The sequence below is a fragment of the Streptomyces sp. NBC_01363 genome (assembly GCF_026340595.1).
In the GTDB taxonomy this organism is placed as follows: domain Bacteria; phylum Actinomycetota; class Actinomycetes; order Streptomycetales; family Streptomycetaceae; genus Streptomyces.
On record NZ_JAPEPF010000001.1, the window covers coordinates 71274 to 96350 of the forward strand.

21 protein-coding genes and 5 pseudogenes are annotated in these 25077 nt (G+C 69.2%); 16 read left to right on the forward strand and 10 right to left on the reverse strand.

Translation table 11 applies throughout. The features are described 5' to 3' along the window. The first annotated feature begins 55 nt into the window (after positions 1-55). The 3 genes from OG611_RS00325 to OG611_RS00335 are packed head-to-tail and all read left to right on the forward strand — an operon-like array spanning position 56 to position 3961. Positions 56-1435, forward strand: coding sequence for an FtsW/RodA/SpoVE family cell cycle protein (locus OG611_RS00325; protein ID WP_266414320.1), 1380 nt, complete (start codon positions 56-58; stop codon positions 1433-1435). Further along, on the forward strand, positions 1432-2889 hold the full coding sequence (locus tag OG611_RS00330; protein ID WP_266414323.1) for a penicillin-binding transpeptidase domain-containing protein: 1458 nt from the start codon (positions 1432-1434) through the stop codon (positions 2887-2889). The genes OG611_RS00325 and OG611_RS00330 overlap by 4 nt, the downstream gene beginning before the upstream one ends. A gap of 4 nt (positions 2890-2893) precedes the next feature. Continuing rightward, on the forward strand, positions 2894-3961 hold the full coding sequence (locus tag OG611_RS00335) for an amidase (protein ID WP_266414325.1): 1068 nt from the start codon (positions 2894-2896) through the stop codon (positions 3959-3961). An 86-nt stretch (positions 3962-4047) separates the two neighbouring features. Here OG611_RS00335 and OG611_RS00340 read toward each other — a convergent pair whose 3' ends face one another. Then, positions 4048-4950 (reverse strand): ADP-ribosylglycohydrolase family protein, encoded by a 903-nt coding sequence (locus OG611_RS00340; protein WP_266414327.1) that lies wholly within the window; start codon positions 4948-4950, stop codon positions 4048-4050. A 67-nt stretch (positions 4951-5017) separates the two neighbouring features. Further along, positions 5018-6127: a ferritin-like domain-containing protein gene (locus OG611_RS00345; RefSeq protein WP_266414329.1), complete on the reverse strand. Its 1110-nt coding sequence runs from the start codon at positions 6125-6127 to the stop codon at positions 5018-5020. Between the two features lie 178 nt (positions 6128-6305). Here OG611_RS00345 and OG611_RS00350 point away from each other — a divergent pair, with 178 nt between their 5' ends. The 4 genes from OG611_RS00350 to OG611_RS00365 all read left to right on the forward strand — a co-directional run bounded on the left by OG611_RS00350 (position 6306) and on the right by OG611_RS00365 (position 11007). Next, positions 6306-7241, forward strand: a complete 936-nt coding sequence (locus OG611_RS00350) for a diiron oxygenase (protein ID WP_266414331.1) — start codon at positions 6306-6308, stop codon at positions 7239-7241. 65 nt (positions 7242-7306) lie between these two features. Further along, entirely contained in the window at positions 7307-8059 is a 753-nt protein-coding gene (locus OG611_RS00355) for a TetR/AcrR family transcriptional regulator (RefSeq protein WP_266414333.1), read from the forward strand. A 17-nt stretch (positions 8060-8076) separates the two neighbouring features. Further along, on the forward strand, positions 8077-8343 hold the full coding sequence (locus OG611_RS00360; protein ID WP_266414335.1) for a hypothetical protein: 267 nt from the start codon (positions 8077-8079) through the stop codon (positions 8341-8343). An 84-nt stretch (positions 8344-8427) separates the two neighbouring features. Continuing rightward, positions 8428-11007 (forward strand): PQQ-binding-like beta-propeller repeat protein, encoded by a 2580-nt coding sequence (locus OG611_RS00365; protein ID WP_266414338.1) that lies wholly within the window; start codon positions 8428-8430, stop codon positions 11005-11007. Here OG611_RS00365 and OG611_RS00370 read toward each other — a convergent pair. After that, positions 10986-12038 (reverse strand): Dyp-type peroxidase, encoded by a 1053-nt coding sequence (locus OG611_RS00370; RefSeq protein WP_266414340.1) that lies wholly within the window; start codon positions 12036-12038, stop codon positions 10986-10988. The genes OG611_RS00365 and OG611_RS00370 overlap by 22 nt on opposite strands. A 260-nt stretch (positions 12039-12298) precedes the next feature. Between OG611_RS00370 and OG611_RS00375 the strand changes: the two are divergent. Further along, positions 12299-12658, forward strand: a pseudogene (locus OG611_RS00375) (tyrosine-type recombinase/integrase); the annotation flags it as partial. A 122-nt stretch (positions 12659-12780) separates the two neighbouring features. Here OG611_RS00375 and OG611_RS00380 read toward each other — a convergent pair. The 3 genes from OG611_RS00380 to OG611_RS00390 all read right to left on the reverse strand — a co-directional run bounded on the left by OG611_RS00380 (position 12781) and on the right by OG611_RS00390 (position 14917). Continuing rightward, entirely contained in the window at positions 12781-13023 is a 243-nt protein-coding gene (locus tag OG611_RS00380; RefSeq protein ID WP_266414342.1) for a hypothetical protein, read from the reverse strand. Positions 13024-13724: 701 nt separating this feature from the next. Continuing rightward, on the reverse strand, positions 13725-14195 hold the full coding sequence (locus tag OG611_RS00385; protein WP_266414343.1) for an NUDIX domain-containing protein: 471 nt from the start codon (positions 14193-14195) through the stop codon (positions 13725-13727). A gap of 2 nt (positions 14196-14197) precedes the next feature. Then, positions 14198-14917, reverse strand: coding sequence for an XRE family transcriptional regulator (locus tag OG611_RS00390; RefSeq protein ID WP_266425395.1), 720 nt, complete (start codon positions 14915-14917; stop codon positions 14198-14200). 280 nt (positions 14918-15197) lie between these two features. On the opposite strand from OG611_RS00390, the pseudogene OG611_RS00395 reads away from it, so the two are divergent. From OG611_RS00395 to OG611_RS00405, 3 genes and pseudogenes are all read left to right on the forward strand, one after another. Then, a pseudogene (locus tag OG611_RS00395) lies at positions 15198-15439 on the forward strand (hypothetical protein). Then, positions 15427-15672: a hypothetical protein gene (locus OG611_RS00400; protein ID WP_323180061.1), complete on the forward strand. Its 246-nt coding sequence runs from the start codon at positions 15427-15429 to the stop codon at positions 15670-15672. Before OG611_RS00395 ends, OG611_RS00400 begins: the two are co-directional and overlap by 13 nt. Before the next feature lie 519 nt (positions 15673-16191). After that, positions 16192-16740, forward strand: a pseudogene (locus OG611_RS00405) (site-specific integrase); the annotation flags it as partial. 100 nt (positions 16741-16840) lie between these two features. Here the strand turns inward: OG611_RS00405 and OG611_RS00410 are convergent. The 3 genes and pseudogenes from OG611_RS00410 to OG611_RS40840 all read right to left on the reverse strand — a co-directional run. After that, positions 16841-17605, reverse strand: coding sequence for a barstar family protein (locus OG611_RS00410; protein WP_266414347.1), 765 nt, complete (start codon positions 17603-17605; stop codon positions 16841-16843). A 71-nt stretch (positions 17606-17676) separates the two neighbouring features. Further along, positions 17677-19443: a polymorphic toxin-type HINT domain-containing protein gene (locus tag OG611_RS00415; RefSeq protein ID WP_353962569.1), complete on the reverse strand. Its 1767-nt coding sequence runs from the start codon at positions 19441-19443 to the stop codon at positions 17677-17679. Positions 19444-19605: 162 nt separating this feature from the next. After that, a pseudogene (locus OG611_RS40840) lies at positions 19606-20097 on the reverse strand (hypothetical protein); the annotation flags it as partial. A 329-nt stretch (positions 20098-20426) separates the two neighbouring features. On the opposite strand from OG611_RS40840, the gene OG611_RS40845 reads away from it, so the two are divergent. The 4 genes from OG611_RS40845 (at position 20427) to OG611_RS40860 (ending at position 22829) form a co-directional block, all read left to right on the forward strand. Next, on the forward strand, positions 20427-20642 hold the full coding sequence (locus OG611_RS40845; protein ID WP_353962559.1) for a hypothetical protein: 216 nt from the start codon (positions 20427-20429) through the stop codon (positions 20640-20642). A 777-nt stretch (positions 20643-21419) separates the two neighbouring features. Next, a complete protein-coding gene (locus tag OG611_RS40850) occupies positions 21420-21854 on the forward strand; it encodes a hypothetical protein (RefSeq protein ID WP_353962560.1) in 435 nt (144 codons plus the stop codon). Further along, entirely contained in the window at positions 21855-22031 is a 177-nt protein-coding gene (locus tag OG611_RS40855; RefSeq protein ID WP_353962561.1) for a hypothetical protein, read from the forward strand. 579 nt (positions 22032-22610) lie between these two features. Continuing rightward, positions 22611-22829 carry a hypothetical protein gene (locus tag OG611_RS40860; RefSeq protein WP_353962562.1) on the forward strand — a complete coding sequence of 73 codons (219 nt, stop codon included), beginning with the start codon at positions 22611-22613 and terminating at the stop codon, positions 22827-22829. On the opposite strand, the pseudogene OG611_RS40865 reads toward OG611_RS40860, so the two are convergent. Further along, positions 22796-23806 (reverse strand): annotated as a pseudogene (locus tag OG611_RS40865) (IPT/TIG domain-containing protein); the annotation flags it as partial. The gene OG611_RS40860 and the pseudogene OG611_RS40865 overlap by 34 nt on opposite strands. Positions 23807-23850: 44 nt before the next feature. Between OG611_RS40865 and OG611_RS00425 the strand changes: the two are divergent. Beyond that, positions 23851-25011 (forward strand): C40 family peptidase, encoded by a 1161-nt coding sequence (locus tag OG611_RS00425; protein WP_266414352.1) that lies wholly within the window; start codon positions 23851-23853, stop codon positions 25009-25011. Positions 25012-25077 lie beyond the last annotated feature (66 nt).

Genomic DNA, 25077 nt, shown 5'->3' on the forward strand with positions numbered 1-25077 from the left:
CATACCTGCTACGACATAAGGGAAATACACACCAGCTCTTGCTACGTTGCCTGGCATGACCGCAACGACGGCGGACGCACCCCCGCCCGATCTACGTCTGCCCAAGCGGCGCGGAGTCGAGCTGCTGCTCCTCATCGGGGCCGTCCTCATCTCCGTCTACGGCTACGTCGCCGTCGGCCTGGCCAAGAACGGCGCGGTCCCACCCGATGTGGCCGCTTACGGCGCGGGCCTGGGGCTGCTGGCCCTCCTCGCGCATCTCGCGGTCCGCTTCCGCGCCCCGTACGCCGATCCGCTGCTGCTGCCCATCGCCGTACTGCTCAACGGGCTCGGCCTGGTGCTGATCTACCGGCTCGACCTGGAGACCCCGAAGGACCAGGCGGCTCCCGCCCAGCTGGTCTGGTCCACGCTCGGTGTGGCGCTGTTCATCGCGGTGGTCGTCCTCCTGCGCGACCACCGGGTGCTCCAGCGGTACGCGTATCTCTCGGTCGCCACCGCACTGGTCCTGATGATCGTGCCGATCTTCTTCCCCGCGGTGAACGGCGCCAAGATCTGGATCCGGGTCGGCGGATTCTCCTTCCAGCCGGGCGAGTTCGCCAAGATCCTGCTCGCCGTGTTCTTCGCCGCGTATCTCGCGGCGAACCGCAACGCGCTCGCCTACACCGGCCGCCGGATCTGGAAGCTCCAGCTGCCCACCGGCCGGGTGCTCGGCCCGATCGTGGCGATCTGGCTGCTCAGCGTCGGCGTGCTGGTCCTGGAACGCGATCTGGGCACCTCGCTGCTCTTCTTCGGCCTCTTCGTGATCATGCTGTACGTGGCCACCGGCCGGACCGGATGGATCGCGGTGGGCCTGCTGCTCGCCGCGGTCGGCGCGTTCGTCGTCGGCTCCTTCGAACCGCATGTGCACAGCCGGGTCCAGGACTGGCTCGACCCGTTCGCCTCCATCGACGCCGGTCGGGGCGCCGGCCAGCTGGCCCAGTCGCTGTTCGCGTTCGCCGCGGGCGGGATGCTCGGCGCGGGGCTCGGCCTCGGCCACTCCATCCTCATCGGTTTCGCCGCCAAGTCGGACTTCATCCTGGCGACGGCGGGCGAGGAACTCGGGCTGACCGGGCTGACCGCGATCTTCCTGCTGTACGCGCTGCTGGTGGCCCGCGGCTACCGGGCCGGCCTCGCCCTGCGCGACCCCTTCGGGCGGTTGCTCTCGATCGGTCTCGCCTCGATCCTGGCGCTCCAGGTGTTCGTGATCGCGGGCGGGGTGATGGGGCTGATCCCGCTGACCGGCATGGCGATGCCGTTCCTCGCCCAGGGCGGTTCGTCCGTCGTCACCAACTGGATCATCGTGGCGCTGCTGATCCGGGTCAGCGACCAGGCCCGCAGACCGCAGCCCGGCCAGGTGGAGACCGGGATCATCGCGCCGATCACGGAGGCCGAGCAGTGATCCGCTACATCCGCCGGGCCGCGGCGCTCTGTCTGGTGCTGCTCGTGGCGCTGCTGCTGAACGCCGCCCGCATCCAGGTCTTCGAGGCCGACAGCCTGGACAAGAACCCCGCCAACCGCCGTCTGACGATCGCCCGTTACGACCAGCCGCGCGGCAACATCCTGGTCGGCGGCAAGTCCGTGACCGGTTCGAAGGACACCGGCGAGCAGCTCGCGTACGAGCGCACGTACCGCGAAGGCCCGCTGTACGCGCCGGTGACGGGCTACGCCTCGCAGACGTACGGCACGACCCTGATCGAGAACGCCGAGGACGGCATTCTCTCCGGCACCGACTCGATGCTCGCCCCATTCCCGCTGTGGAACGAGATCACCCGTGGTCAGCAGCCCGGCGGCAAGGTCGTCACGACCGTCAGGGACTCGATGCAGCGCGCCGCCTACGAAGGGCTCGGCGGGCGGCGGGGTGCGGTCGCCGCCGTCGAACCGTCCACCGGGAAGATCCTGGCGCTGGTCTCGACCCCCTCGTACGATCCCGGGCAGCTCTCGGGCACCGGTTCGTCCGTCACCGACGCGTGGGCGCGGCTGAACACGTCGAAGAGCCAGCCGATGCTCAACCGGGCGATCCGGCAGACCTATCCGCCGGGCTCCACCTTCAAGATCGTGACGGCGGCGGCGGCGCTCGACGCGGAGGTCGTCACCGATCCCGACGCGGACACCGGCACCCCGTCCCCGTACGTGCTGCCGGGTACGTCGACCACGCTGCCCAACGAGGCGCGCGGCTGCGAGAACGCCTCGCTCGCCGAGGCGATCCGGGTCTCCTGCAACACGGTGATGGCGGATCTGGGGGTGCGGGTCGGGCTCGACGGCATGGTGGACGCGGTGCGGAAGTTCGGCTTCAACGACACCGGGCTGAAGATCCCCTCGGGGGTGGCGAAGAGCAACTTCGACACCGAGATGACCAAGGACCAGCTGGCGCTGTCGTCGATCGGGCAGTTCGACACGACGGCGACACCGCTCCAGATGGCGATGGTGGCGTCCGCCGTGGCCAACGGGGGCGACCTCAAATACCCGTATCTGGTGGACCGTACGACCACGCACAGCGGCTCGACCGTCCACCAGAACGGCTCGCACACCTACCACCGGGCGATGAGCCCTCGGACGGCGACGCAGCTGCGGGAGATGATGGTCGACGTCGTGGAGAACGGCACCGGGTCCAACGCCGCGATCGACGGGGTGACGGTCGGCGGCAAGACCGGCACCGCGCAGCACGGCATCGACAACTCGGGCCGGCCGTACGCCTGGTTCATCTCCTGGGCCCAGTCGCCCCGCTCGGGACAGCCGGCCGTCGCGGTCGCCGTGGTCGTCGAGGACGCCGCGGCGAACCGGGCGGACATCAGCGGCGGCGGCAGCGCGGCCCCGATCGCCCGTTCCGTCATGGCGGCGGCCCTGCAAGACTGACCGGGTGGCTGACGCGGGCGGGGTGGGCCGGGCGCTGGAACGCATCGGGCGGGAGGACCCCCGCCTGTGCGCGTTCGTCGAGGTGTGGCACGGGCGGGCGCTCGCCGACGCCGGCCGGGCCGGTGGGCTCCCGCTGGCCGGGATGCCGTTCGCGGTCAAGGGGCGTACCGGCATCCGTTCGTACGCGGCCCGGCGGCTGATCGCGGCCGGTGGGGTCGCGGTCGGCTCGACATCGGTGCCCGGCCCCGGCACGTCCTGGCAGACCTGGGGGCTGGGCGCCCACGGCCGTACGGTCAACCCATGGCGCCCCGACCGCACCCCGGGCGGCTCCTCCGCGGGCTCGGCGGTCGCCGTCGCGGCGCACCTCGTGGGGCTGGCGACCGGCAGCGACGGGGCGGGGTCGGTACGGATCCCGGCCGCGTGGTGCGGGGTGTTCGGCCTGAAGACGACGAACGGCCTGCTGCCCTCCCCCGACCGCACCGGGCTGGCGTCCGCCGGGGTGCTGACCCGGTCGGCCGCCGGGGCCGGACCGTACCTGCGCTCCGTCCTGGACGCCTACGAGCCGGTGCCGACCGTCCTTCCCGTACCGGCCGTCTTCAGCCCCGATCTGGGATACGCCGAGGTGGACCCGGAGGTCGCGGCGGTCGTCCGGCGGGCGGTGCGGCGGCTGGTGGCGGCCGGGGTGGTGCGGCTCGTGGACCGCGCGTGCGGGCTGCTCGACCCGCGCGAGGCGTGGCAGGCGGTCCGGGCCGGGGCGCCGTCCCCGCGCGCCGCGGAGATCCGGCGCGCGAACGACACCGTGCTCGACGCCCTGTTCACCCGTAGCCCGCTGCTGCTCACGCCGACCACCTCCAACCGCCCGCACGGCCACGACGGTCCGGGCGAACTGTTCTCGACCGCGCTGACCTGGGCGTTCAACCTGAGTGGGCACCCCGCCGCCAGTGTGCCCGCCGGATTCACGGCGGACGGCTGCCCGGTCGGGCTCCAGCTGGTCGCGGAGCGCGGGGCCGATGTCTCGCTGCTCGCGACGGCCTGTGCGGTGGAGGAGGCGCTGCCCGCCGTGCGGCCATGACCCCGACGGTGCCGCGAGCGGACCGTCGGGACCGCGGGGACGGTGGGGACCGCCTGGACCGCGGGGACGGTGGGGACCGCCCCGCCTCAGTCCAGCGGCTCGCGGCGTCGCAGCCACTGCTCGGGCACCCCGTCGACCCCGGTGGCCGCGCCGACGACGCCGCCGGTGATGGCACAGGTCGTGTCGACGTCGCCGAGGCCCTCGGCCGTCGCCCAGAGCGCCGCCTCCAGGTCGTCCGGGTGCCGGGCCGCCGTCCACAGGGCGAACGGCACCGTGTCGTCGGCGCGGATCCGCTGCCCGTTGCCCAGCAGATCGGCCGCCTTCCACGGTTCGGTGGCGAAGGGTACGTCCACGGCCCGGCGCAGCCCGTCCCGTACGAGCCCTTCCGGGGTCCGGTCGGCGACCGCGGCCAGGGTGAGCTCACCGCGGACGGAGAGCGCCGCCGCGACCGCGACCGCCACCGCGCCCGCGATCCCTTCCGGGTGTGCGTGGGTGACGGCCGCCTGCAGCGCGGCCTGCCCGGCGGTGAGTTCGAGGTCCTGGTGGAAACGGGCGCCGAGCGGTGCGACCCGCATCGCGGCCCCGTTGCCGAGGCTGCCGCCCTCGAAGAGTTCGGGGGCCAGGGTGCGCCAGTCGGCCGGTGAGGCCAGCAGTTCGGGCAGCAGGATGTGCATGCCGTGGCCGTAGCCGCGGGCCGGGTCCGCCTCGAAGGCGAGGGCGAAGCAGAGCGCGAGACGGTCCTGCTCGACCCGGCCGTGCTCGTCGAGGACGCGCAGCAGGGCACGGGCGAGCGCGGTGTCGTCGGTCCAGTGCCAGACCGGCTCCTCGGGGGTGCGGCGCGCCTTGATCTCGTCGAACGCCCGGCGGGGCTCACGGAAGAGCGGGAACCATCGCTCGCCGAACGCATCGCCCAGGGACAGCCCTTCGAGGCTTCGGCGGGCGGCCGCGGGACCTGCGGCGAGGGGCGGGGTCGGGATCGGGGTCGTCATACCCGCCATACTCCCCGCGCCGGCCGACGGCGTACATCCGTTGCGGACCGCGAAGGCGCCGCTTCTCTCACTCTCCCGGTGCGCCCTGCGCGATGGCCTCCTCGACCTCGGCGACCCTGGCCTCTTCCTCCGCCGCGAAACGGTCCCGGTCGAGCTGTTCGGCCATCTCCTCGTCCTGGGCCATGAGCAGGTCCAGGTTGGAGTCGCCGAGCTCGAGGACGCCCATGTCGACGTAGGCCTTCTGGAGCCGTTCGCCCCACAGGCCGATGTCCTTGACGCACGGCACTATCCGGCTGAACAGCAGCTTGCGGAAGAGCTGGAGGAACTCCGAGTGCTCGGAGAGGTCCTTCGCCTCCTGCTTGCCGATGCCGAAGTTCTCCAGCACCTCGACGCCGCTGAGCCGGTCCCGCATCAGGTAGCAGCCCTCGATGACGAACTCCTCGCGCTCGCGCAGTTCGGCGTCGCTCAGCTGCTTGTAGTAGTCGCGCAGCGCCATCCGCCCGAACGCGACGTGCCGGGCCTCGTCCTGCATGACGTACGCGAGGATCTGCTTGGGCAGCGGTTTGGTCGTCGTGTCGCGGATCATGCCGAACGCGGCCAGCGCGAGCCCCTCTATGAGGACCTGCATGCCGAGGTAGGGCATGTCCCAGCGGGAGTCGCGCAGGGTGTCTCCGAGCAGTCCCTGGAGGTTGTCGTTGATCGGGTAGAGCATCCCGACCTTCTCGTGCAGGAACCGGCCGTATATCTCCGCATGCCGGGCCTCGTCCATGGTCTGGGTCGCGGAGTAGAACTTCGCGTCCAGGTCGGGGACGGACTCCACGATCCTGGCCGCGCAGACCATGGCGCCCTGCTCGCCGTGGAGGAACTGGCTGAACTGCCAGGAGGTGTAGTGCTTGCGCAGCTCGCCCCGGTCCTTCTCGGTCATCTTCGCCCAGTGCGGGGTGCCGTACAGGGTGAGGGCCTCGTCAGGGGTGCCGAGCGGGTCGGCGGGGTCGACCTCCAGTGACCAGTCGATGCGCTTGTTGCCGTCCCACTGCTTGTCCTTGCCCTTCTGGTAGAGGGCGAGCAGGCGTTCGCGGCCGTCGTCGTAGTCCCAGCTGAAGCGGGCGGCGCCGGAGGCGGGTACCTGCCACAACGGTGCTTCGGGGGCGGTGGTGTAGAGGTCGTGTGTCGACACGGACGGCTCCTTCGCCTGGCATGTTTCGGCAATTCCCTGGGCAGTTGCTCCAGTTGGCAGGTTCACACGTTGGTAGACGCCGGGTCAACAAGTCGCGCGCAAGGGATTGACGGCCTTACTGACGAGGAGTCTCATAAGAGGTGACCGCCGGTAACCCCATGTGCGAGGTGCCTCCAGCATGACCACAGTGAGCGAACGCGACGTCCAGCTGCTTCGCGACGCACTCGGCCCGCTCCGGGACCGCGAGCAGATCGCCGAGCGACTGCTCGACTCCTCGGCCAAGCACTCCTTCGACCCGGACAAGGAACTCGACTGGCACGCGGCGATCGAGGACGGCAAGTGGTTCTGGCCGCCCGAGCTGGTCTCGCTCTACGACACCCCGCTGTGGCGGAAGATGTCCGAGGAACAGCGGATGGACCTGTCCCGGCACGAGGCGGCGTCGCTCGCCTCGCTGGGCATCTGGTTCGAGATCATCCTGATGCAGCTGCTGGTCCGGCACATCTACGACCGGCCGGTGACCAGCAATCACGTCCGCTACGCGCTCACCGAGATAGCCGACGAGTGCCGGCACTCGATGATGTTCGGCCGCATGATCAAGTGGGGCGGGTCGCCCGACTACCCCGTGCCACGCGTCTATCACAACCTCGCACGGGTGCTGAAGACCATCTCCACCACCCCCGGTTCGTTCGCCGCGACCCTGCTCGGCGAGGAGATCCTCGACTGGATGCAGCGGCTGACCTTCCCGGACGAGCGCGTCCAGACGCTGGTGCGGGGCGTGACCCGCATCCATGTGGTCGAGGAGGCACGGCACGTCCGCTACGCCCGCGAGGAGCTGCGCCGCCAGATGGTGACCGCCCCGCGCTGGGAGCGCGAACTGACACGGCTGAGCTGCGGCGAGGCGGCCCGCGTCTTCTCCGTCTGCTTCGTCAACCCGCAGGTGTACGAGAACGTCGGCCTGGACCGCCACGAGGCCGTCGCCCAGGTGAGGGCGAGCGGCCACCGGGCGGAGGTCATGCAGTCGGGCGCGAAGCGGCTGACGGACTTCTTCGACGACATCGGGGTGCTGAACGGGGTGGGGCGCCGACTGTGGAAGCGCTCCGGCCTGCTGGCCTGAGCCGGCCGCCCCACGGCGCGCCCTGCCCGACCCTGATCCGCCGGACAGGCCCTAGGCTTCGACGTATGACCTCTGCTGCCGCCTCCGCGCCGCCGGCCCGCGCGTACCGAAGGCTCGGCGTCGAGGAGCGCCGCGCCCAGCTCCTCGGTGCGGCCCTCACCCTCTTCGCCCACCGGGCCCCCGACGAGGTCTCGCTCGACGAGGTCGCGACCGTCGCCGGGGTGTCCCGCCCGCTCGTCTACCGCTACTTCCCCGGCGGACGGCAGCAGTTGTACGAGGCGGCGCTGAGATCCGCCGCCGAGCAGCTGATCCTGTGCTTCGGCGAACCGCCCGTGGGACCGCCCACCGAGCGGGTCAGGCGGGTGCTCGACCGCTATCTCGCCTTCGTCGACGAGCACGACACCGGTTTCAGCGCGCTGCTGCGCGGCGGCTGCGTCGTCGAGACCTCCCGTACGTCGGCGATCGTCGACGAGGTGCGTCGGGCGGCGGCCGAGCAGATCCTGCTGCACCTGGGCAGTGGCGAGGCGGCCGGCCCGAGGCTGCGGATGATGGTGCGCACCTGGATCGCGGCCGTCGAGGAGGCGTCCCTGATCTGGCTGGACGAGGGAAAGCAGCCCGCCGCGGCCGAGCTGCGCGACTGGCTGGTCGACCAGTTGATCGTGCTGCTGGCCGCCACGGCGGCGACGGATCCGGAGACCGCGTCGGCGGTGACGGCGCTGCTGCCGCTGGAGACCGCCGCGGGTCCGGCCGGACGGCTGGCACAGCTGCTGGTCCCGGTGCTCGGCGAGGCGGCCCATCTGCTGCCCCAGAACGACTGATCGGTCAGACTGGGACGGTGAGAAGCGAGAACACCGCCTTCACCGGCGGGCCCCTGGACGGGCGGGTACTGCCCGTCCTCGTCGGCCCGACCGGCCATCCGCCCAAGTGGTACACGGTCCCGGTACCGGCCGCCGACGGCGGTCCCGCGACCGTGTACGCGTACCGCAGGGTGCCGGCCGGTCACTCCAAGCGGCTGGGCCTCCCGCGCGGCTGGGTGTACGAGTACGCTCCCGGAGGCCGCGAGCGGCACAGCCCCAAGTGGCCCTGGTCGAAGCCGGACTGAGGGTACGGGGCCCGATGGAGCGAGGGGCGGTCGGTCTAAGATCGACGCTCTGGTGCCCAGGCACGGTCAGCGAGGGGGTGCGCCATGGAGGCGCTGCGTCAGGACGATCCACGCCGCTTCGGCCCGTACACCGTGCTGGCGCGGTTGCGCGGGACCGCGAGCAGTGTGCAGTACCTCGCGCGCGACACGGCCTCCGAGGACGCGGTGGTGATCACCGCCGCCCGCCCCGAACTCGCCGCCCTGCCCGCGTTCCGGCGCCGTTTCCAGGCGGAGGCCCGCACCGCGGACCGGCTGACCGGAGGCTGGGTCCAGCCCCAGCTGGGTGGCCCGGACGATGTCCCGGACGAAGAGCTGCTGTGGACGGCGGGCCCGTACGTACCCGCGCTGACGCTCTCCGAGGCGATCGACGCCACCGGACCGCTTCCCGAGCGCGCTGTGCGGATACTGGGCGCGGGCCTCGCCGAGACCCTCTCCCGGGTGCACGCCACCGGAGCCGTGCTCCAGGGTCTGGCTCCCCGGACGGTGCTGCTGGCCGAGGACGGGCCGCGGCTCACCGCGTTCGGCCCGCTGGGCGCCGCTGCCGCCGCGGAGGCCCGGCCCGGCGGGCAGTTGTCCGTACGACTCGGCTATCTCACCCCGGAGCAGGTCGAGGGCGAGGAGCCCGGACCGGCTTCCGATCTCTTCGTGCTGGGCCTGCTGCTGGCGTACGCGGCGACCGGCACGACCCCGCTCGCCGACGGCCCGGCCGCCGAGGGCGCCGAGCGGATCGCCCGCACCGCCCCCGAACTCGGCGCGGTCCCTGAGGAGTTGCGCGACCTGATCGCCCGCTGCCTGGAGAAGGACCCGGCCGACCGGCCGAGCGCCGGGACGGTGGCGGCCGAGCTGGCCCTGGAGGGGGCGGCGGGCCTGGCGAAGGGCGGCTGGCTGCCGGAGCGGTTGGCCGCCGCAGTGGCGGAGCAGGGGGCGCGCGCACGGGAGACGGTCACGGCCGGTGCGCCGGTGGACGCGGTGGCCGGTGCGCCGGCCGACGCGGTGGCCGGTGGTTCGGCCGGTGAGCCGTCCGACGCGGTGGTACCCGTCCCCGCTCCGGCCCCCGTCCCGGCCCCGGACACACAGACCGCTCAGCTCGGGGACATCGGGCGCCATGTTCCGAGGACCGACCGGCCGACGACTCAGCTGTCCGTCCCGCCCGAACTCACCGGCCGCCCCGCCGCCCCCGCTCCGGCCCTCCCCGCCGGACCCACCTCTGCTCTGCCCGGCGGGGTGCCCGCCGTACCTCCGCCCATGGTCCCGGTGGCCCCCCGCCCGCTGCCGATCCCCACGAATCGCGCCGCCGCCCCCTCCCCCGCCGTGGACCGGCGCGGTCTGCTGATCGGCCTCGCCGCCGGGGCCGCGGGGCTGGTCGTCGGTGGCGGCGGTGTGCTCGCGCTGGGAGGTGGCGGAGGGGACACGGACGACCCCAAGCCCGCGCCGAGCCACAGCAGTCCCACCGTCGCGGGGCTGCCGCCGCAACCCCGCTGGGTGTACACGCACCCGGTGGCGGAACCGGCACCACTCACCGCCGCCGTCTGGAACGAGCGGCTGCTGGTACTCACCGGCAAGAACGGCGCGACCGCCGTGGACCTGAGCACCGGACGCCGGGTCTGGCAGAACACTGACGCCGCCGGCGGAGAGCCCGCCCTCCCCGCCGGCCAGGACCTCTGCTTCGTGGCCGTCCCATCCGGGTTCCTCTGGCTGTCGCCGAAGGACGGAAAGACCGTGCACCGGGCGGATCACGCGGACCTGTCCGCCGAGACGCCGAAGCTCTCGGCTCCGGAGTTCGTCGGCTCGTCCGGGCCGGTGATCTGGTTCACCGGGTCCGAGAAGGCCACCGTCAAGGCGCCGCCGAAGAAGAAGGGCAAGAAGCGCGGCAAGGACAAGCAGATCGTCAGGGCCTATCTCTTCGCGTACGACATCGTGCGGCGCGAGCAGCTGTGGCGCACCCCCGTACCCGCCGGACGCGGCCCCGCCACCCCCGTCCACCGGCTGATCGCGGTCCGGCAGAACAACCTGGTCGTACGTCAGAGCCCGGCCACGCTCGCCCCCGGCGACGTCAGGGCCGCCAAGGGCAAGGCCGTCTTCCGGAGCTTCGACCGCAAGACCGGCAAGGCGCTGTGGAGCAAGCAGTTCGGCACGGTCGCCCCGGACGCGGCGGCCATGGGCGACGACCGGGGCCTGCTGTACGCGGCGGTGGGCGACGACCTCCAGGCGTTCGAGACCCCGGCAGGCAAGCCGAAGTGGACGCTGAACGGCAGCGGCGGGACCCCGTACGGCACCCCCGTAGCCACCGGGACCGTGTTGCACACCACCAACCGCAACCAGGAAGTGGGCGCGGTCGAGCGGGAGACCGGGCGACTGCGCTGGCGGCGCTCGACGGAAGCGGCGATCGGCACCGCCGCCCCCGCCGTCACCCTCAGCACGACCGGCCGCACCCTGCTGGCCGCGGACGGCTCCCAGGTCACCGCGTTCGCCGCCGAGGACGGGCGGCGACTGTGGAAGTTCCAGGACATCGGCGCCCAGGACCCGAAGGGCCCCACGGTCACCGCTCCGTACCGGGTACTGGCGGCCGGCCGCACGGCCGTCGTACAACGTGACCGGATCTTCTACGCGTTCCCGGTCGCCTGAGCGAACAGCGCGTCGATCCAGGCGTCCCCGGGTGGCGGCACGAAGAAGTACCCGCCGCCGGTGGTGAGGATGTACTTGGCCATGGCCTCACCCTCCAGGCGTCTCTGCACAGCCTCGAACCCTTTGGCCAGGTCCCGCTGGAAGCAGGAAAAGATCAGCCCGCTGTCTCCGCTGCCACCGTCGTAGTTGTAGCTGCGGCGCACCAGGGGCGGCGGGTTGCGCCGATCGGGGGCGGCGAGCCGCACATGCGAACCCAGTGGTGTGGCCCTGCCGTTGGGGTCTGCAGCGAAGCTGGGCTGCTCGCCGGTCGGGGTACCGTCGAGCCAACGTCCGTCGCGCCGCCGCCCGATGATGCGTTCTTGCTCGCGGATGGAATCCTTGTCCCACAGCTCGGTCGCGAACCGCACGATCCGAACTACTTGATAGCTGCCGCCCACGGCCCAGTCCGGTTCGCCCTGCCCGCTGCGCACAACGGCCCGATCGGTCATCTCACGCCCGGTGCCCGGATTCCCGAATCCTTCGGTGAAATGGAACGGATTGCGGGAAAGCCCCTTGCCGGCCTCGACCCGGTTCTCAGCCCGGGACCCGTCGACCTGCCATCGCATACGCCACCCGGCAGCCTGCCTCACCACTTGCCCGGCAGCCTCCTGCACCGCCCTCTTGTCAGCTCCGGTTACCTGTACGAGCACGTCCCCGTGCGACTGTTCCGGGTCGAGCAGATCCCCAGCAGAGGCTGGCATTTCCTTCAGTTGGCGAGGACGTTGCGCCCCTTCGGGCACCCCTCCGGCGAAAACACGGCTCCCCAGTGCAAGCCAGACGTCAACGCCGTCCTTGTCAGCCGCCGCAACCGACTGCTGCAACCGGGTCATGGCGGCCTTCAACGCTTCGGGCTTCTGACCGGACGGATCACCAGACAGATCAAGGGCCATGACTCGCGCACAAGCGGCAGGCAGCGAGCCTCGCAGAGAAGCCAACGAGCGCATGGAATCACCGGGTGACGTCTGGAAGGGTGAGGCATTCGTCGCGATCACGCCGGCCCCTCCTGCGGCCACCACTGTCGCGCCCAGCAATATGCCTCTTCTGCTTCTCACGCCCACATCCCCACCCCAGGGCCGACCTTGAGGGCCAGGACCCAGAACATCGCGACACGTTCACGCCGAACCGCAAATCTATAGGGGATATCCAACTGCCGACGGGCCTCCAGCCGGCTCGGATGACCTTGGGGTGGTCGGTGACGATGCGCCTGAACAGGTCATGGCCGGTGCGTCCGGCATGGACAAGCGCCCAAGGCTGGAAGGACAGCGGCCTCGTCTTCACCACACCAGCAGGAGGGCCGATCGATCCAGCGAACCTCAATCGCAGATTCCGCACCCTCCTCGATCGGGCCGGGCTCCGCCGCATCCGCTTCCACGACCTACGGCACTCCACCGCCACGCCCCTCCTGGAGCAGGGCGTCCAACTCGTCATGATCAAGGAACTCCTCGGACACGCCCACATCGGCGTCACCGCTACCGTCTACGCCCACGTCCGACTCCGCCTCCAGCGCAAGGCCATCGACTCCCTCGGCACCGCACTCGATGTCCCGGCAAACAACACCTCGCTCAGTCCCTGTGGCGACGAACCGTGTTCCACCACCACTCTCGTCCGCTGACGTTGCCGTCAACTACTGCCGTCAAGACCTCCTCACACATCACTGCCACCCCACCGGATTCGTCTGGTGGGGCGGCAGCGAGACTTTCTCTATTTAGCTATCGATCCATTCGGTCGATATCCTCAGATGCCGACTCGGATTCCACCATGCGAGAAATCGAGCGAATCGTCTGAAATTTCGACCACGCCTCCCTGAATGGATTCCCAGGGCCGGAATCCGGAGATCGGTAGCGGACTTCCAGCACCCCAGGAATCCCAGGATTCGTAATGGCCGGGGCGCCCAATTGTCGGGCCATAAGGGCCGACTCGAACCGGGTCCGCAATCGATTCCTGGATCTCGTTCAGGAGCTTGCGCACTTCCTCCACGCCAGCCCCCTGGGTTCGACTCCAACAGCCAAGCCAGGAGACTGGAGGGATTGATTCTGCAGCCCGAACGCAGACCCAAGTCCTACCGGCAATCTCCCCGTCCCCTTGCAGGACGCAGGCCGTGAAGTGCGCAGAGGTGCTTAGGCGAACAGCCCACACTTTCACTAGTGCCCTCCAATCATCATCTCAATTAGGGTATCTGGATGCATATCCCCAGAAAGAACCCGATTTGCTATCTCGGCTGTCCGGTTGTTCCCGTCGGCGATGTGCAATCGAGACCCCGGCAGGTTTATATCGTCCCCTGGGGCGAAGTCCCTGAAGCCAGTTATAGGCTCTCGCCCATTCGGCCCACCAAAGCGAATGAGATCATCATTGGAGAGGGAGGTTACCCCGCCATGGCCCGCGTCGGCGCTGCCGTACATCTGCTCGCGTGTCGTTGGATTTCCGGCAATGCGATCCACCATCTCGCCCTGCCTTTGCGAAAAAGCGCGTCGGCCTCTCGTGGATCGGCAGGTCCGAGAGACCGGTATTACAGTTGTGAACCAGGACCGGCGTGGCGCCTGCCAGCACATAGTACGTGTGCTACGCGGACCCCTCTACCTGCTTTTCCGCAGGTCAAGTGCGGTTTGCTGGTCCGGTGACGTGCGTGGGTGTCCGTGGTTGTGCGGGGTTGTTGCCGTCAGCTACTGCCGTCAGCCTGTTCAGCCCAGGTAGGGCCCTTCGCGCTGTTCCAGGAAGTGCTGGAGCCTGAGCCGCTGGGTGTGGTGCATCGGCAACTGCTCGATCTCTTCCGGCGGCACGAACCGGAGTTCGGTGGACTCGTCGGAGATTGCCAGTTGGCCGCCGGTGATGCGGGCGGTGAAGCAGACGTTGAACTGGCGGCGGACCTCGCCGTCGGTGTAGGCGATGATGTGTTTCGGGTCGGTGTAGGTGCCGACCAGGCCGGTGATCTCGACGTCGAGGCCGGTCTCTTCCTTGACCTCGCGGACGGCCGTGCCGGGCAGGGAGTCGGTGAGGTCCATGCCACCGCCGGGCAGTGCCCACAGGTCGTTGTCGCAGCGGCGCTGGAGGAGAATGCGCCCGTGGTCGTCGGTGACGACGGCGGAGGCGGCGACGACCATGCTGTTCGGCTTGGGCGCGCTGGGGTCGTCGTAGTACTCGGTGCGGGCCACGGTCAGCCTTCCTGTTGTACAGGTGTTGCGTTCGCCCACACGGCGTCGAAGCTCTCGGCGTAGGTGTCGAACATGCCGCCTGTCTCGTGTCGGCGAAGATGCCATACGGGGGCGGCGTAGGCGTTGACGCCCCAGACGTGGGCGTTGACGAGTTGCTGGTCGTCGGCGCGGTAGAGGGAGTTGTAGAGCGTGGTGCCGTGGGTGCGGACTTCGATGCCGGGGGTGCCGGTGAGGGGCCTGTAGTGCATGAGGGCGAGGCGGCAGCGGGATTCGATGCCGTGGCCGAACCGCTCCTCCTTGCCCCGGGCTTGGACGGTATCGCTGTCGGCGTCCCCGATCGCGATTCGGACGGTGCAGCCTTCGGCAGCGCGTTCGGTGAGGAGCTCGTTCAGCCGCGGGTACGCCTCGTGGAGGAAGACGGCCGCGTAGACGAGGATGTCGATCCGTTCCCGGGCTTGGGCCACCAGGTCGGTGAATGCCGAGACGGGGATGTCGGCCCGCTGCTCGTAGAGCGCGACCAGTTCGGGGCTGATGGCGCGGGCGGGGCGGGCCTGGCGGAGCGCCGGCCAGAGTGCGTGCACGTCTTCTCCCAGGGCCTTGGCCGCCTGGAGGGCGGTGGCACGACGTGGGGTACGCCCGAGGTTCACCCAGCGCTCGACCGACTTGGGGTCGACCTCGACCTGCTGAGCGAGTGCGGCGTACGTCCAGCCTCCGGCCGCCATGACGGCTCGTAGTCTCTCGTTCGGCACGATTCTCCCCCTTCGTCTCAGGACGGCACTAGGGACGTTCTACACGGTGCAGGACGTCCCGAAGTGGGGTTTGGTGGAGGTTCCTTCGTCCCGGTGACCGGCGTGAGGATCGGTGCCGACCCTGCGGCACCAACAGGCCCAGGGGCACGCATCAACGCCGCCGAGGAGCGTCACCGTGCGAATGAGCGCCACCCCATGTGTTCCCGCCCTGCGACTGGACGCCCGATCGCGCGCCGCCTCGCCGGGGTGGTCACTGACGGCCCCTGCCTCTGATGCCGACGGGCACACCGTCTCGCCCGATGCCGGCGCCCTGGTGGTCGACCGACGGAACGGCAAGGTGGGCGTGGTGATGGGTGCGTGGGGCCGTACGTGCAGCTTCGGCCACCGGGCGGTGGCCGGGAGTGGGACGTGCCGCCCGGGGACGTTCGTCCGCCGACCCCGGCCGAGGAGTTGAGCGCCAAGGTGGCCGTGGCCAACCGGAGGTGGGGACGGTGACCCCTCGCTCGGTCCTGCGCTACGAGACCTGGACTCTCCAGCCCGACCGCGAGCCGGACGCGGAGCCGGTCCTGTACGCGATGCAGTGCGCCGTGGACGGTGAGACGTCGCTGGCAAGCGAGGACTTCGTCGAACCGCAGAACTGGGTGCTGCGGCACTGCTGTCAGAACCCGTCCCACCACACCTACCGGGAGATCATCACCCGGCCCTGGCGGGCCTGGCGGCAGACGTGACCGGCCCTGCTCGCCCAGGCGCCGCACCGCGTCGACCTACCGACTCCCGTCCCTGCCGGGCGCGACCGATCGAGGCTCCCCGTCCTCGTCAGCCCCGGCAGGGACGGGCTTCACGTGCGTGCCGTGCCCATGACCATGTGGTTCTGGCCTCAGCCACAGAAAGTCAGCCACGACGGCGGGCGCGCCGACCGATCACCCGCCACGTGTGTCTCGCTCAACCCCGCACCGGCATCAGCCCAGTTATCTCCATCGTCACGGCCCCAGCCAGGCACCACGGCCGGCGTTCCCAGCTCCGCCGGGATACCGACGCCACACGGTACAAGCGCGCCGGACGGCCTCTCGGGTGCCCGGCCGGTCTGCTGCTGAGCGGTCAGACCGGGGCTTCCGATTGGCAGTCCGGCCTATGCTCCCGGGCTCTGCGCGCCGAGGGGTCGGCGGCCGTCGCCAGCGGGGCGGTAGACAGGAGCGGGCGGCGGTCACCGACCGCCAGCGCGCGGCGGCCCGCGCCAGCGGGACGCCCTTGACTTGGCCGGCGGAACCGCCAGCATCCGACGCACCCTCCAGCGCACCAACTCCGGCGGCCTGACCGCCCTCCCGCCCAAGACCCAGAGCTCCGAACGACGCATCGCCCTGCCAACGCCATGCCTGCGCTCCCTCGAACAGCACCGCAACCGGCAGATCCAGGAACGCGCAGCAGCGGACAAAAACTGGCAGGACAGCGGCTACGTCTTCACCCGGCCCAGCGGTGCCCCGATCGAAGGGGCCACCCTCACTCGGCACTTCACCGCCCTGCTCCACCGGGCCAAGCTCCGCCGCATCCGGTTCCACGACCTCCGCCACTCGGCGGCGACCCTCCCCCTGGAGCAGGGAGTGGAACTCGTCGTGATCAAGGAACTCCTCGGCCACGCCCACATCGGCGTCACCGCCACCGTCTACGCCCACGTCCGGCTCCGCCTCCAGCGCGACGCCATTGACCTCCTCAGCCACGCCCTCCGCAACCCCGCCGAGATCACCGACGTGCCCGACGACGGCGACGAACCACCGCTCTGCGCAGTCCCCGTCCGCTGACGTTGCCGTCAACTACTGCCGTCACCCCACCCAGACGCCCCGTCAGGCATTGCCTGACGGGGCGCCAAATTCGCTTGCGTACATACACGACAATCCAAAATCAGCAAGTGACAAAATCTACGCGAAATTCACGCATCACTCCCGCGACCGAATCCAGAAAGGCACTATCTAGAAATTCTTGAGACGCCTGAAAGTCTCGCCAAACAATCTTCACTGGGGGCCCCTCGCCGCAACTCGAAGAAATGCAGTCTGCAAGAGCATCAAGATTCGACCCAAAGTATCCACCCGGACCATTGACCGCCTCACCCAATGCGCAGAAGAATCCCGACTTTGTAGAGATGTGCGCACCGTCCAAGTAGACGACGTCATCCACTCCATAGCGGGCAGCCCTACGATTCGAAGTAAACCAAGAATTCTGAACAACGTGTAGCCATGCACTCTGATAGCTCACCGGCCATCGAAGCCATTCTCCCTTCTCCAGGGCGATTCCCGATGCCCAACGTCGCCAAATTCTCTCAGCTTCAGGATACTCGCAGCGATTGCCAAAGAACCGGTACGCGACTCTCGAAAAATTGCCGCCTGGCGCCTCTACGCCTGTATCACCGAGCACAACCCGACCAATGAAGTACTCACCAACCTTCTCTCGTCGTCGATTCATGACGTCCAGCACTGCATCTTCAACTCTTCGCCTACCCCTTTCGACCTCATGAGCTCTCAGGAAGGCCACTTCCGACAACTCTTCTTCCGGGGCGACAAAAAAACCCTCTACCCCTTCGGCCGCAACAAGCACATCCCCAGACTCTTCATCCGATACCACGTACAATGGAAAATCCACCGCAACCGTCACAGGCACTTCGCCAGGCATATCTCATCCCCAAACCGGAACTGGTGCAGCGACAATCAATCGGTCGCTGCACCAGTTAACCAATAAAGCTACTAATTCCACCCCGAGTCAGGGAAGTGGGGTGCACTGAAGCGTTGAATTTTCGTGTAATGCGTGGACGTCCAGCCGTACACCTTGACGCCGTTCGGCAACTCCTTTTCCAGGATTCTGTCAGTTTCCGGCCTGTTGGGCACGCGATACTCCTTGGACCCTGCCCACCATGGATGTTCATGCCCTGAATAGGTGTTGTGCGAAGGGATCTCCCCTGCCTTCACTTTATCGTAGGCCGAAGCGATCTTGTTATTCATCCCCCTGGGCAGAGGATCCGACAGCTTCCCGTTGGGGCAATTGCTGTTGTGAACGAGGACCGGCGTCTCGCCCGCCAGCACATAGTACGTATGCAGGTCATCAACGGTGAGGTTGTAGACCTTCGTTGACTGGGCCCGGTGCTTGGTGGCGGTGATCTGGACCCAGGTGCCGGCGCTCGTTTGGAGCCATTGCCCGGCTTTGAGGTTTCCTGCCTCTATCCACTGGTGGAATGCGGGGACCCAGAACGGGTGGCCTTCGGTGGCGGTGATGTTGCCGTTCTTCGTGTTCTGCGCTTGATCGGTGTCGATGGTGAGGTCGACGAGTTGCTTCTCCCCGTTCCCCTCGATGAGCGCGGTGACGGCACGGGGGCCGGTTTCGCCGGTCTGCGGGTCGGTGGCGAGAACCTTGTCGCCGGTCTTGATGTCCTTGATCGGCTTGCTTGTGCCGTCTGCCATGGCGACCGGGGTGTCGGCGGTGAAGCTATTGCCCGTCGGGCAACTCCCGAGGCGCATGGTGCCTCTGGCGGCCATGAAGGCGCTCAGGGCTTCGCCGACCATGCCCATCATGCAGCCGGTCAGGGCGGCGTTGCCGACCTGTCCCCAGTTGACCTTGCGGCCGGAGAGTCGCTGGAACGCCCAGTCGATGCCGCCGTCCATGAGGCCGCCGACGGCGCAGGCGGCGATCATGGGGTTGTCGCCGGTGGGGTCGGTGTAGGTGGTGGGTGAGGACAGGGCGTACTGGTAGAGGTTGGTGCCACCGGCCTGGCCGATGGGGTCCTGGGAGATGAAGCGGCCGGTTTCGGGGTCGTAGTAGCGGTCACGGTAGTAGAGCAGGCCGGTGCCGTCGGACTCGCGGCCGGTGAAGGTGTACGGGTTGGACGAGGCCGTGCCGGTTGCGGTGGCCTGGCCGTTGGGGTCGTAGGCGTATTTCGTGGCGATGGTGCCGTCGCTGTTGGCGAGGCCGATCACTGAGCCGAGTGCGTCGGTCAGGTAGACCTGGGTGGCACCGTTCTCGGTCCGGGTGAGGAATTGGTCCAGCCCGGAGGTGGCCACGGTCGCGGTGGTGTCGCCCATAGCGTTCTGTTCGACCAGCGGGTTGCTGCCGTCGGTGAGGAACTTGTTCGTCGTCCCGCCGACGGTCCTGGTGCTGCGGGTGCCCAGGGCGTCGTATCCGAAACTACTGCTCTCTCCGGCCTTGGTCAGGCCGGAGAGCTGGCCCCGCGCGTTCCAGGTGTAGTCGCGGATGCCGTCCGTCTTGAGCTGGCCGTCCGCGTCGTAGGTGAAGGAGCGGCCGCCGTAGGTGGTGATGCGGTTGTCCTTGCCGAAGGCGGTGCCCGACTCGGCGGCCGGCAGAGCGACGTTCGCGAGGGAGCCGGTCAGGCCGGTCTGCAGGGCCCGTTCGTCGCGGGTGTAGTTCAGGTCGCCGATGTTGCTGGTGCCCTGGGCGTAGGTGATGGATTTGATGGTGCCGGTCTTGTCGTAGCCGGTGGTGCGGGTGATGCCGCCGGGCATCGTCGCGGTCTTTTCCCGGCCCACCGCATCCAGCTCGAACCCGATTTCCTGGGTGCCCGACGTGATGGAGGTGAGGATGCTGGACGTGTCGAAGCCGTAGCTGGTCGTCTGACCGCCTGCGGTCATCGTCTTGCGGCGGTCGGCTGCGTCGTAGTCGTAGCTGACGGTGCCGTTGGGGCCGGTCACTGTCTTGGGCCGGTCGTAGGTGTCGTAGATGAAGGACTGGTTGCCGGCCTGACTGTCGTTGATCTGCTTGAGCAGGTCGTGGCCGTCGTAGTCGTAACTGACACTGGATTCGGCCTGGCCGGCGATGTCGACGCCGTACTGGGCGGTCTTGGCCCGGCCCAGAAGGTCGTAGGTGGCGATCGCGATCTTCCCGGAACGGCTGGTCGCCTTCTTGAGCAAACCGGCCGCGTCGTACTCGAACGTGGCCTGGGCACCCATGGCGTCGGTGGCCGTCCTGGGGCGGTCCGCGTCGTCGTAGTCCCACCTGGCCGTGTTGTTCCGGGCGTCGGTGAGGGCGGTGAGGTTGCCGTTGTCGTCGTAGTCGAAGCCCGTCGACCGGCCGAGGGGGTCGGTGACCTTGCGGGGCTGGTTCAGCTTGTCGTAGACGACGGTGGTGAGCGACCCGGCCGTGTCGTTGAGTGCGGACACTCTTCCGGCGGATGTCGTAACGGCCGTACTGGCGTTGCCCGGTGTTGGCGCTCGCGCCGTCCACGACCAGGGTGGTGGCGTCCTCGTTGATGCCCGTCAGCAGGAAGCGGCCCTCGGCGTCTGTGCGCCCGCGCTTGTCATCGACCCGGACGGTTACGTCGGCCAGTGGTTTGCCGTCCAGTTTCAGTACCCGGCCGGTCAGGGCCGTGGTGCCTGGCGGAGCTCTGAGCTTCGAGGGCGCCTTCGGCGTCTTGCCCCGGGAGGTGATCCAGTCCCGGCCCTTCAGGTTCGCTTTGCCAGGCTGCCAGGCATCAGCACCCTGGGGCAGGATGCCCGCGCTCGCCGTCGCCTTCTTCGCCGCAGCACCGGAACCGGATGGGGGAGTTACTCTGTCCTTGCTGGCTGCTGGGGCGGCCGTGAGGGTGGTTGTCAGGCCCAGGTTGAACGTGCCGGTCTTGGAGGACCACGGGTTCACGGTCAAGGTGTACGTGCCCGTGGCGGGCAGGGCCGACAGGTCCTTTGTCACCGTGGTGTCGTTCATGTAGGCAGCGTCGTAGAGCCACTTGCCGTCCGGCCCCCACAGTGACAATTCCCAGGCGCTGGGCGGGGTGTCAAGGCCGAGGGTGAGCTTCTGGCCCTTGGTACCGGTGAAGGTGTAGCGGGCGTTCTGGCCGGCCGTGCTGACCGAGGCAGTCTTCCTGCCGCCATCCGCAATCAGCGCGCCGCCGTCCGCGTCGGGCAGCAGGGTGGCCTTCACGTGACCGGTCGCCGGCTCATCGGGCTGAAGCAGCACCTTGTGTGTGCCGGCGGCCAGCGGAGCCCGCAACGCACCGTCGAAGGTCGTGTCCGACATGTAGCCCAGGCGTTCGTCCACACTGGCACCAGGTGCCCAGTGCGCCACTCTGGCCAGCTCGGTCAGGGTGCTGTCGCTCAACACGACAGCCGCCCCGTCCCCTGCCGCCGCGTTGTAGGTGAACTCCAGCTGCTGCCCGGGACGGGTGATGTCCCCGCCGGCGGTGGGCTGAGCCGCCGACAGCTCGCCGACGGTGACCGGATTCGACAGCCACAGCTTGGCCGCACCCGTGGCCACATTGTCAGGGGTGATCACCACCGCATACTTGGCGCCCGGAGCCACTCCGGTGATGTAGAACGCCACCGGCGAGTGGGCAGAGACATAACCGAGGTAGGTTCCCTCTCCGCCGGCGGGCCCCACCAGATACGCCTCACCCGACGCGGCAAGCGTGCTGTCGGTCAGGGCGAACCCGAACACCTTGGCGTCCGGTGCGATGAACTCAGCACGGATTTGCTGGCCGGGTCGCGCGATGACGGCCGACTGGGCGGCACCGTCGACCGTCAGTGCGCTCACCACATCCGCCGACAGCGTGAGCCGTACGGTTCCGGCAGCGCCCAAATATGGGTCGATCACCACGCGGTACAGGCCGGTCTCAGGCAGGTCCGGCAATTTGAAGGCGCGTACGGAACCGGCCGACAAGGTCGCGTCGTCGATGACCTCTCTGCCAGAAGGCGCCAGTACGGTGACGGACGAGAACGAGGTGAAGGTGTTGCTGCTGAAACCCAGCGACAGGTCATCTCCTGCCGTGGCCTGGAAGGTCGATTCCGCGTTCTGTCCGCACCGGTCGATGGTCACGTCAGCCGTTGGCCCGGTCGTGGTGAGCTCGGGGGTGACCGTCGGGTTCGACAGCGTCAGCGTCAGTTTGCCGGTGCCTATGTTCTGCGGCTTCAGGCTGAGCGTGTAGGTGCCGCTCGCCGTCAGGGTGGGGCTGTCCCACTCACTGGTGGAGTCCGCGGACACGATGAAACTGCTGTCCACCACCTTGCCGTCCGGCCCTCGCACTTCGAGCGACGTGTACGCCGGGAAGCCCTGGGACCTGGCCCCCAGCGAGATGCGCCGGCCCAGCTGGGCAGAGAAGTGAGCGATTCCGTTCTGGCCCGGCCTGGTGATGGTGAGTTCCGTATCGGGGCCCGTGACAGCGAGCTGCCCGGCGTCCGCGTAGTGCGAACCTGTCACCTTGGCCGTACCTGTGGCGACATTCGTGGGGTGCAGCCACAGGTCGTAGCGGTCCGAGGTGGGCAACGCGTTAACTTCCAGTTTTCCGGTGGATCCCCCCGATGCGTAGGCGAGATCCACGGACTCTCCGCCCGGTCCCAGCAGGTCCACGCGCAAGGACGCGCCCTCCGCCATGCCGGTGGCGTCGATACCAATGCTGAGCGACTCGCCCTTGCCGCCGGACAGCGTCCAGTGGCCCTCCTGCCCCGGCCGCAGCATCGGCGTGTCAGCGGTCGGCGCCGACAGGTCCAGCACACCGCCGGAGGCCTTGGACACCGTCACCGTGGCCGCACCGATGTTGGCCGATCCCGGATCGACCACCAGGGAATACGTACCGGTCATGGCAAGGTCGTGGGCCTGCCAGTTGCCACCGTCCGCCGCCACATAACCGGTGCTGCCCACCTGGGCGCCTTGCGGGTCGTACAACCGGAGCCCGACAGTCGAGTTGAACGTCGACGCAGTGATCCCGAAGCCGATGTCGTCACCCTGCTCGGCGTCGAACAGCACCTGCGCACGTCTGCCCGGCGTCGTGACCGCCGCTGTCGGCGGGTTGTCGTCCGTCACCGAGGTACGCACGGTGGTCTCGAACGTACCGTCATCGCTGCCGGCCGTGATCTTGAAGTCCGACGGCACCGTAGCGATTCCGTCCGGCGTCTCCAATTGAACGCGGCCGGTGGTGGCCCCCTCGGGCACCTTCACCGTCACCGACGTGCCCGTGACTTCGACCAGTTCGCTCAGCGTCCCGCCGTTGAAGCGCACCACGTTGTCCGTCGCCGCCGAGGCGAACCCCGAGCCCGTCAGCACCACCCGCGTACCAGGTGCCCCGGATACAGGCTCCATCGTGGAGACAACCGGGCCCGAGGGCGCGAGGGCGAACGACTCAGCCGACTGGGCACTTGAACTGCCCACCTTCACCGAGACCTTGCCGTCGACCGCCCCCACCGGAACAGTCACGACCAGTCGGGTGGCTGTCGCAGAGGTGACCGCGGCCGCCTTGCCGCCGAAAGAGACAGCGTTGTCTGCGGCTGTCGTGGAGAAGCCTGTGCCCGACAGCGTCACCTTGGCCCCGGCCACAGCTCTCACGGGGACCACCGACAGCACGGACAGCATGCTGGAGGCGAAGCGGTCCACTCCCAGACGGTTGCCGGCCTCGTCGTAGCGGTAGCGGGCCGTCTCACCACCCGGATCGGTCACCCCGACCAGCCGCCCGGCCGCGTCGTAGGCGTACACCGCGTCACTGGTCGTCGGCGCATCGGCCGCCCCGGTCCCACCCTTCGGCGCGGCCGTCTTGGGCTGTGAAGGCTTCGAGGGCAGCGCGGAGGAGGACGGGCTGCCGCTCGGCAGGCCACCGGGGGCCTCCGACGGCGCCCCCTCGGCACGGGGTGCTGCAGAAGGGACCGGAACAGGTGGACGAGATGGGTCCGGAGCCGCCTCCGCAGAGATTGCGCCACCTGCCAGCGCGAGCGCCAGGACGCCGACGGTCAATGACCGCCAGAGCGTGGAAAGTCGTACCCCGAACCGTTCACCGCGCACACGCACCGCGCCCTCCCCACGGCCTTCCGGGCGAACCCGCCTGCCGCCACACCGTGCGGTTCTTGCATCTCCGGACACCGGGTGACCGTATTGACGCGTTGCGCCCACTTATGGGGAATTCCCGTGATCGCCCCGTCACCGGAGGTGATGTTGTGTCAGGCGGAGTCTTGCGTCCGGTCTGCACCGCCGCCCTGGCCGCGCTCGTCGTGACCTCGTCGGCGGCCGCCGCGCCCGTGCCGCCCGCTGCGGGGTCCACGCCCACGGGTACGAACAGGAGCGTCGCCCAACTCCTGTCCGAGCTGCGGCAGCTGTACCAGCAGGCCGAGGAGGCCACCGAGACGTACAACGGGACCGCCGCCGAGCTGAAGAAGCGCGCGGCACAGGCGAAGAAGCTCGACATCGCTCTCGTCGCCGCCCGGACCGCGCTGGCCGACAGCCGCGACGAGGCGGGGCGACTGGCCCGGGAGCAGTACCAGGGCCGGTCCGACTTCTCCGCGTACATGCGGCTCCTGCTGTCCCGGGACCCCGAACACCTCCTGGACCAGGAGCATGTGATCCGGCGCGCGGCGGCCGGGCGGGCGGCGACGGTGCAGCGGCTCACCGGCGCCGAGAAGCACGCCGACGAGCTGGCGACCGAGTCCCGCAAGGTCCTCGACCGGCAGCAGGTGCTGGCCGCGAAGCAGAAGAAACAGCGGGACACGGTCCGGTCGCGGCTGAAGGCCGTCGAGTCGATGCTGGCCAAGCTCTCCAGCCCCCAGCTCACCGAGCTGTCCCGGCTCGAACAGCGGGACACGGAGAAGGCCCAGGGCGCCCTGGTCGCCTCGGGGGCGCTGTCCTCGACACGGCCGCCGTCCGAGGCGGGCGGCGAGGCGGTGAAGTACGCGATCGGCCAGGTCGGCAAGCCGTACGTGTGGGGCGCGGAGGGGCCGGACTCCTTCGACTGCTCGGGGCTCACCTCGCAGGCCTGGGCGAAGGCGGGCCGGGTCATTCCGCGGACGTCACAGGAACAGTGGCGGCAGCTGCGGAAGGTGCCGACGAACGCGCTGCGCCCGGGTGACCTGGTGATCTACTTCCCGAAGGCCACGCATGTGGCGATGTACATCGGCAACGGTCTGGTGGTGCAGGCACCCCGGCCGGGCTCACGGGTGAAGGTCTCGCCGGTGGCGTCGAACCCGCTGCTCGGCGCCGTACGGCCCGACCCGCAGAGCGCGCCGCTGTCCACGTACCGGCCGCCGAGGCTCCCGCAGGGGGCTTCCTCCGGCTCGGATGCGGGGTACGGCTCGTCGTCGGCCCCCTCGGGCTCCGGGCAGTAGGCGGCGCGGAGCGGGAACGACAGCAGGGCCGGGTCCGGTCGGATGTCCGACAGGTCCCGGCCCTGC

What these genes read in the sequence shown, in the direction of transcription:
- OG611_RS00325 (WP_266414320.1), top strand. Translation starts at nt 56, where the DNA reads ATGACCGCAACGACGGCGGACGCACCCCCGCCCGATCTACGTCTGCCC.
- OG611_RS00340 (WP_266414327.1), bottom strand. Translation starts at nt 4,950, where the DNA reads ATGACGACCCCGATCCCGACCCCGCCCCTCGCCGCAGGTCCCGCGGCC.
- OG611_RS00350 (WP_266414331.1), top strand. Translation starts at nt 6,306, where the DNA reads ATGACCACAGTGAGCGAACGCGACGTCCAGCTGCTTCGCGACGCACTC.
- OG611_RS00355 (WP_266414333.1), top strand. Translation starts at nt 7,307, where the DNA reads ATGACCTCTGCTGCCGCCTCCGCGCCGCCGGCCCGCGCGTACCGAAGG.
- OG611_RS00365 (WP_266414338.1), top strand. Translation starts at nt 8,428, where the DNA reads ATGGAGGCGCTGCGTCAGGACGATCCACGCCGCTTCGGCCCGTACACC.
- OG611_RS00390 (WP_266425395.1), bottom strand. Translation starts at nt 14,917, where the DNA reads ATGGCGGCCGGAGGCTGGACGTACGCCGCACTCGCTCAGCAGGTCGAG.
- OG611_RS00410 (WP_266414347.1), bottom strand. Translation starts at nt 17,605, where the DNA reads ATGCCTGGCGAAGTGCCTGTGACGGTTGCGGTGGATTTTCCATTGTAC.
- OG611_RS00415 (WP_353962569.1), bottom strand. Translation starts at nt 19,443, where the DNA reads ATGCCCGGCGGCATCACCCGCACCACCGGCTACGACAAGACCGGCACC.
- OG611_RS40845 (WP_353962559.1), top strand. Translation starts at nt 20,427, where the DNA reads ATGCCCGCGCTCGCCGTCGCCTTCTTCGCCGCAGCACCGGAACCGGAT.
- OG611_RS40850 (WP_353962560.1), top strand. Translation starts at nt 21,420, where the DNA reads ATGACGGCCGACTGGGCGGCACCGTCGACCGTCAGTGCGCTCACCACA.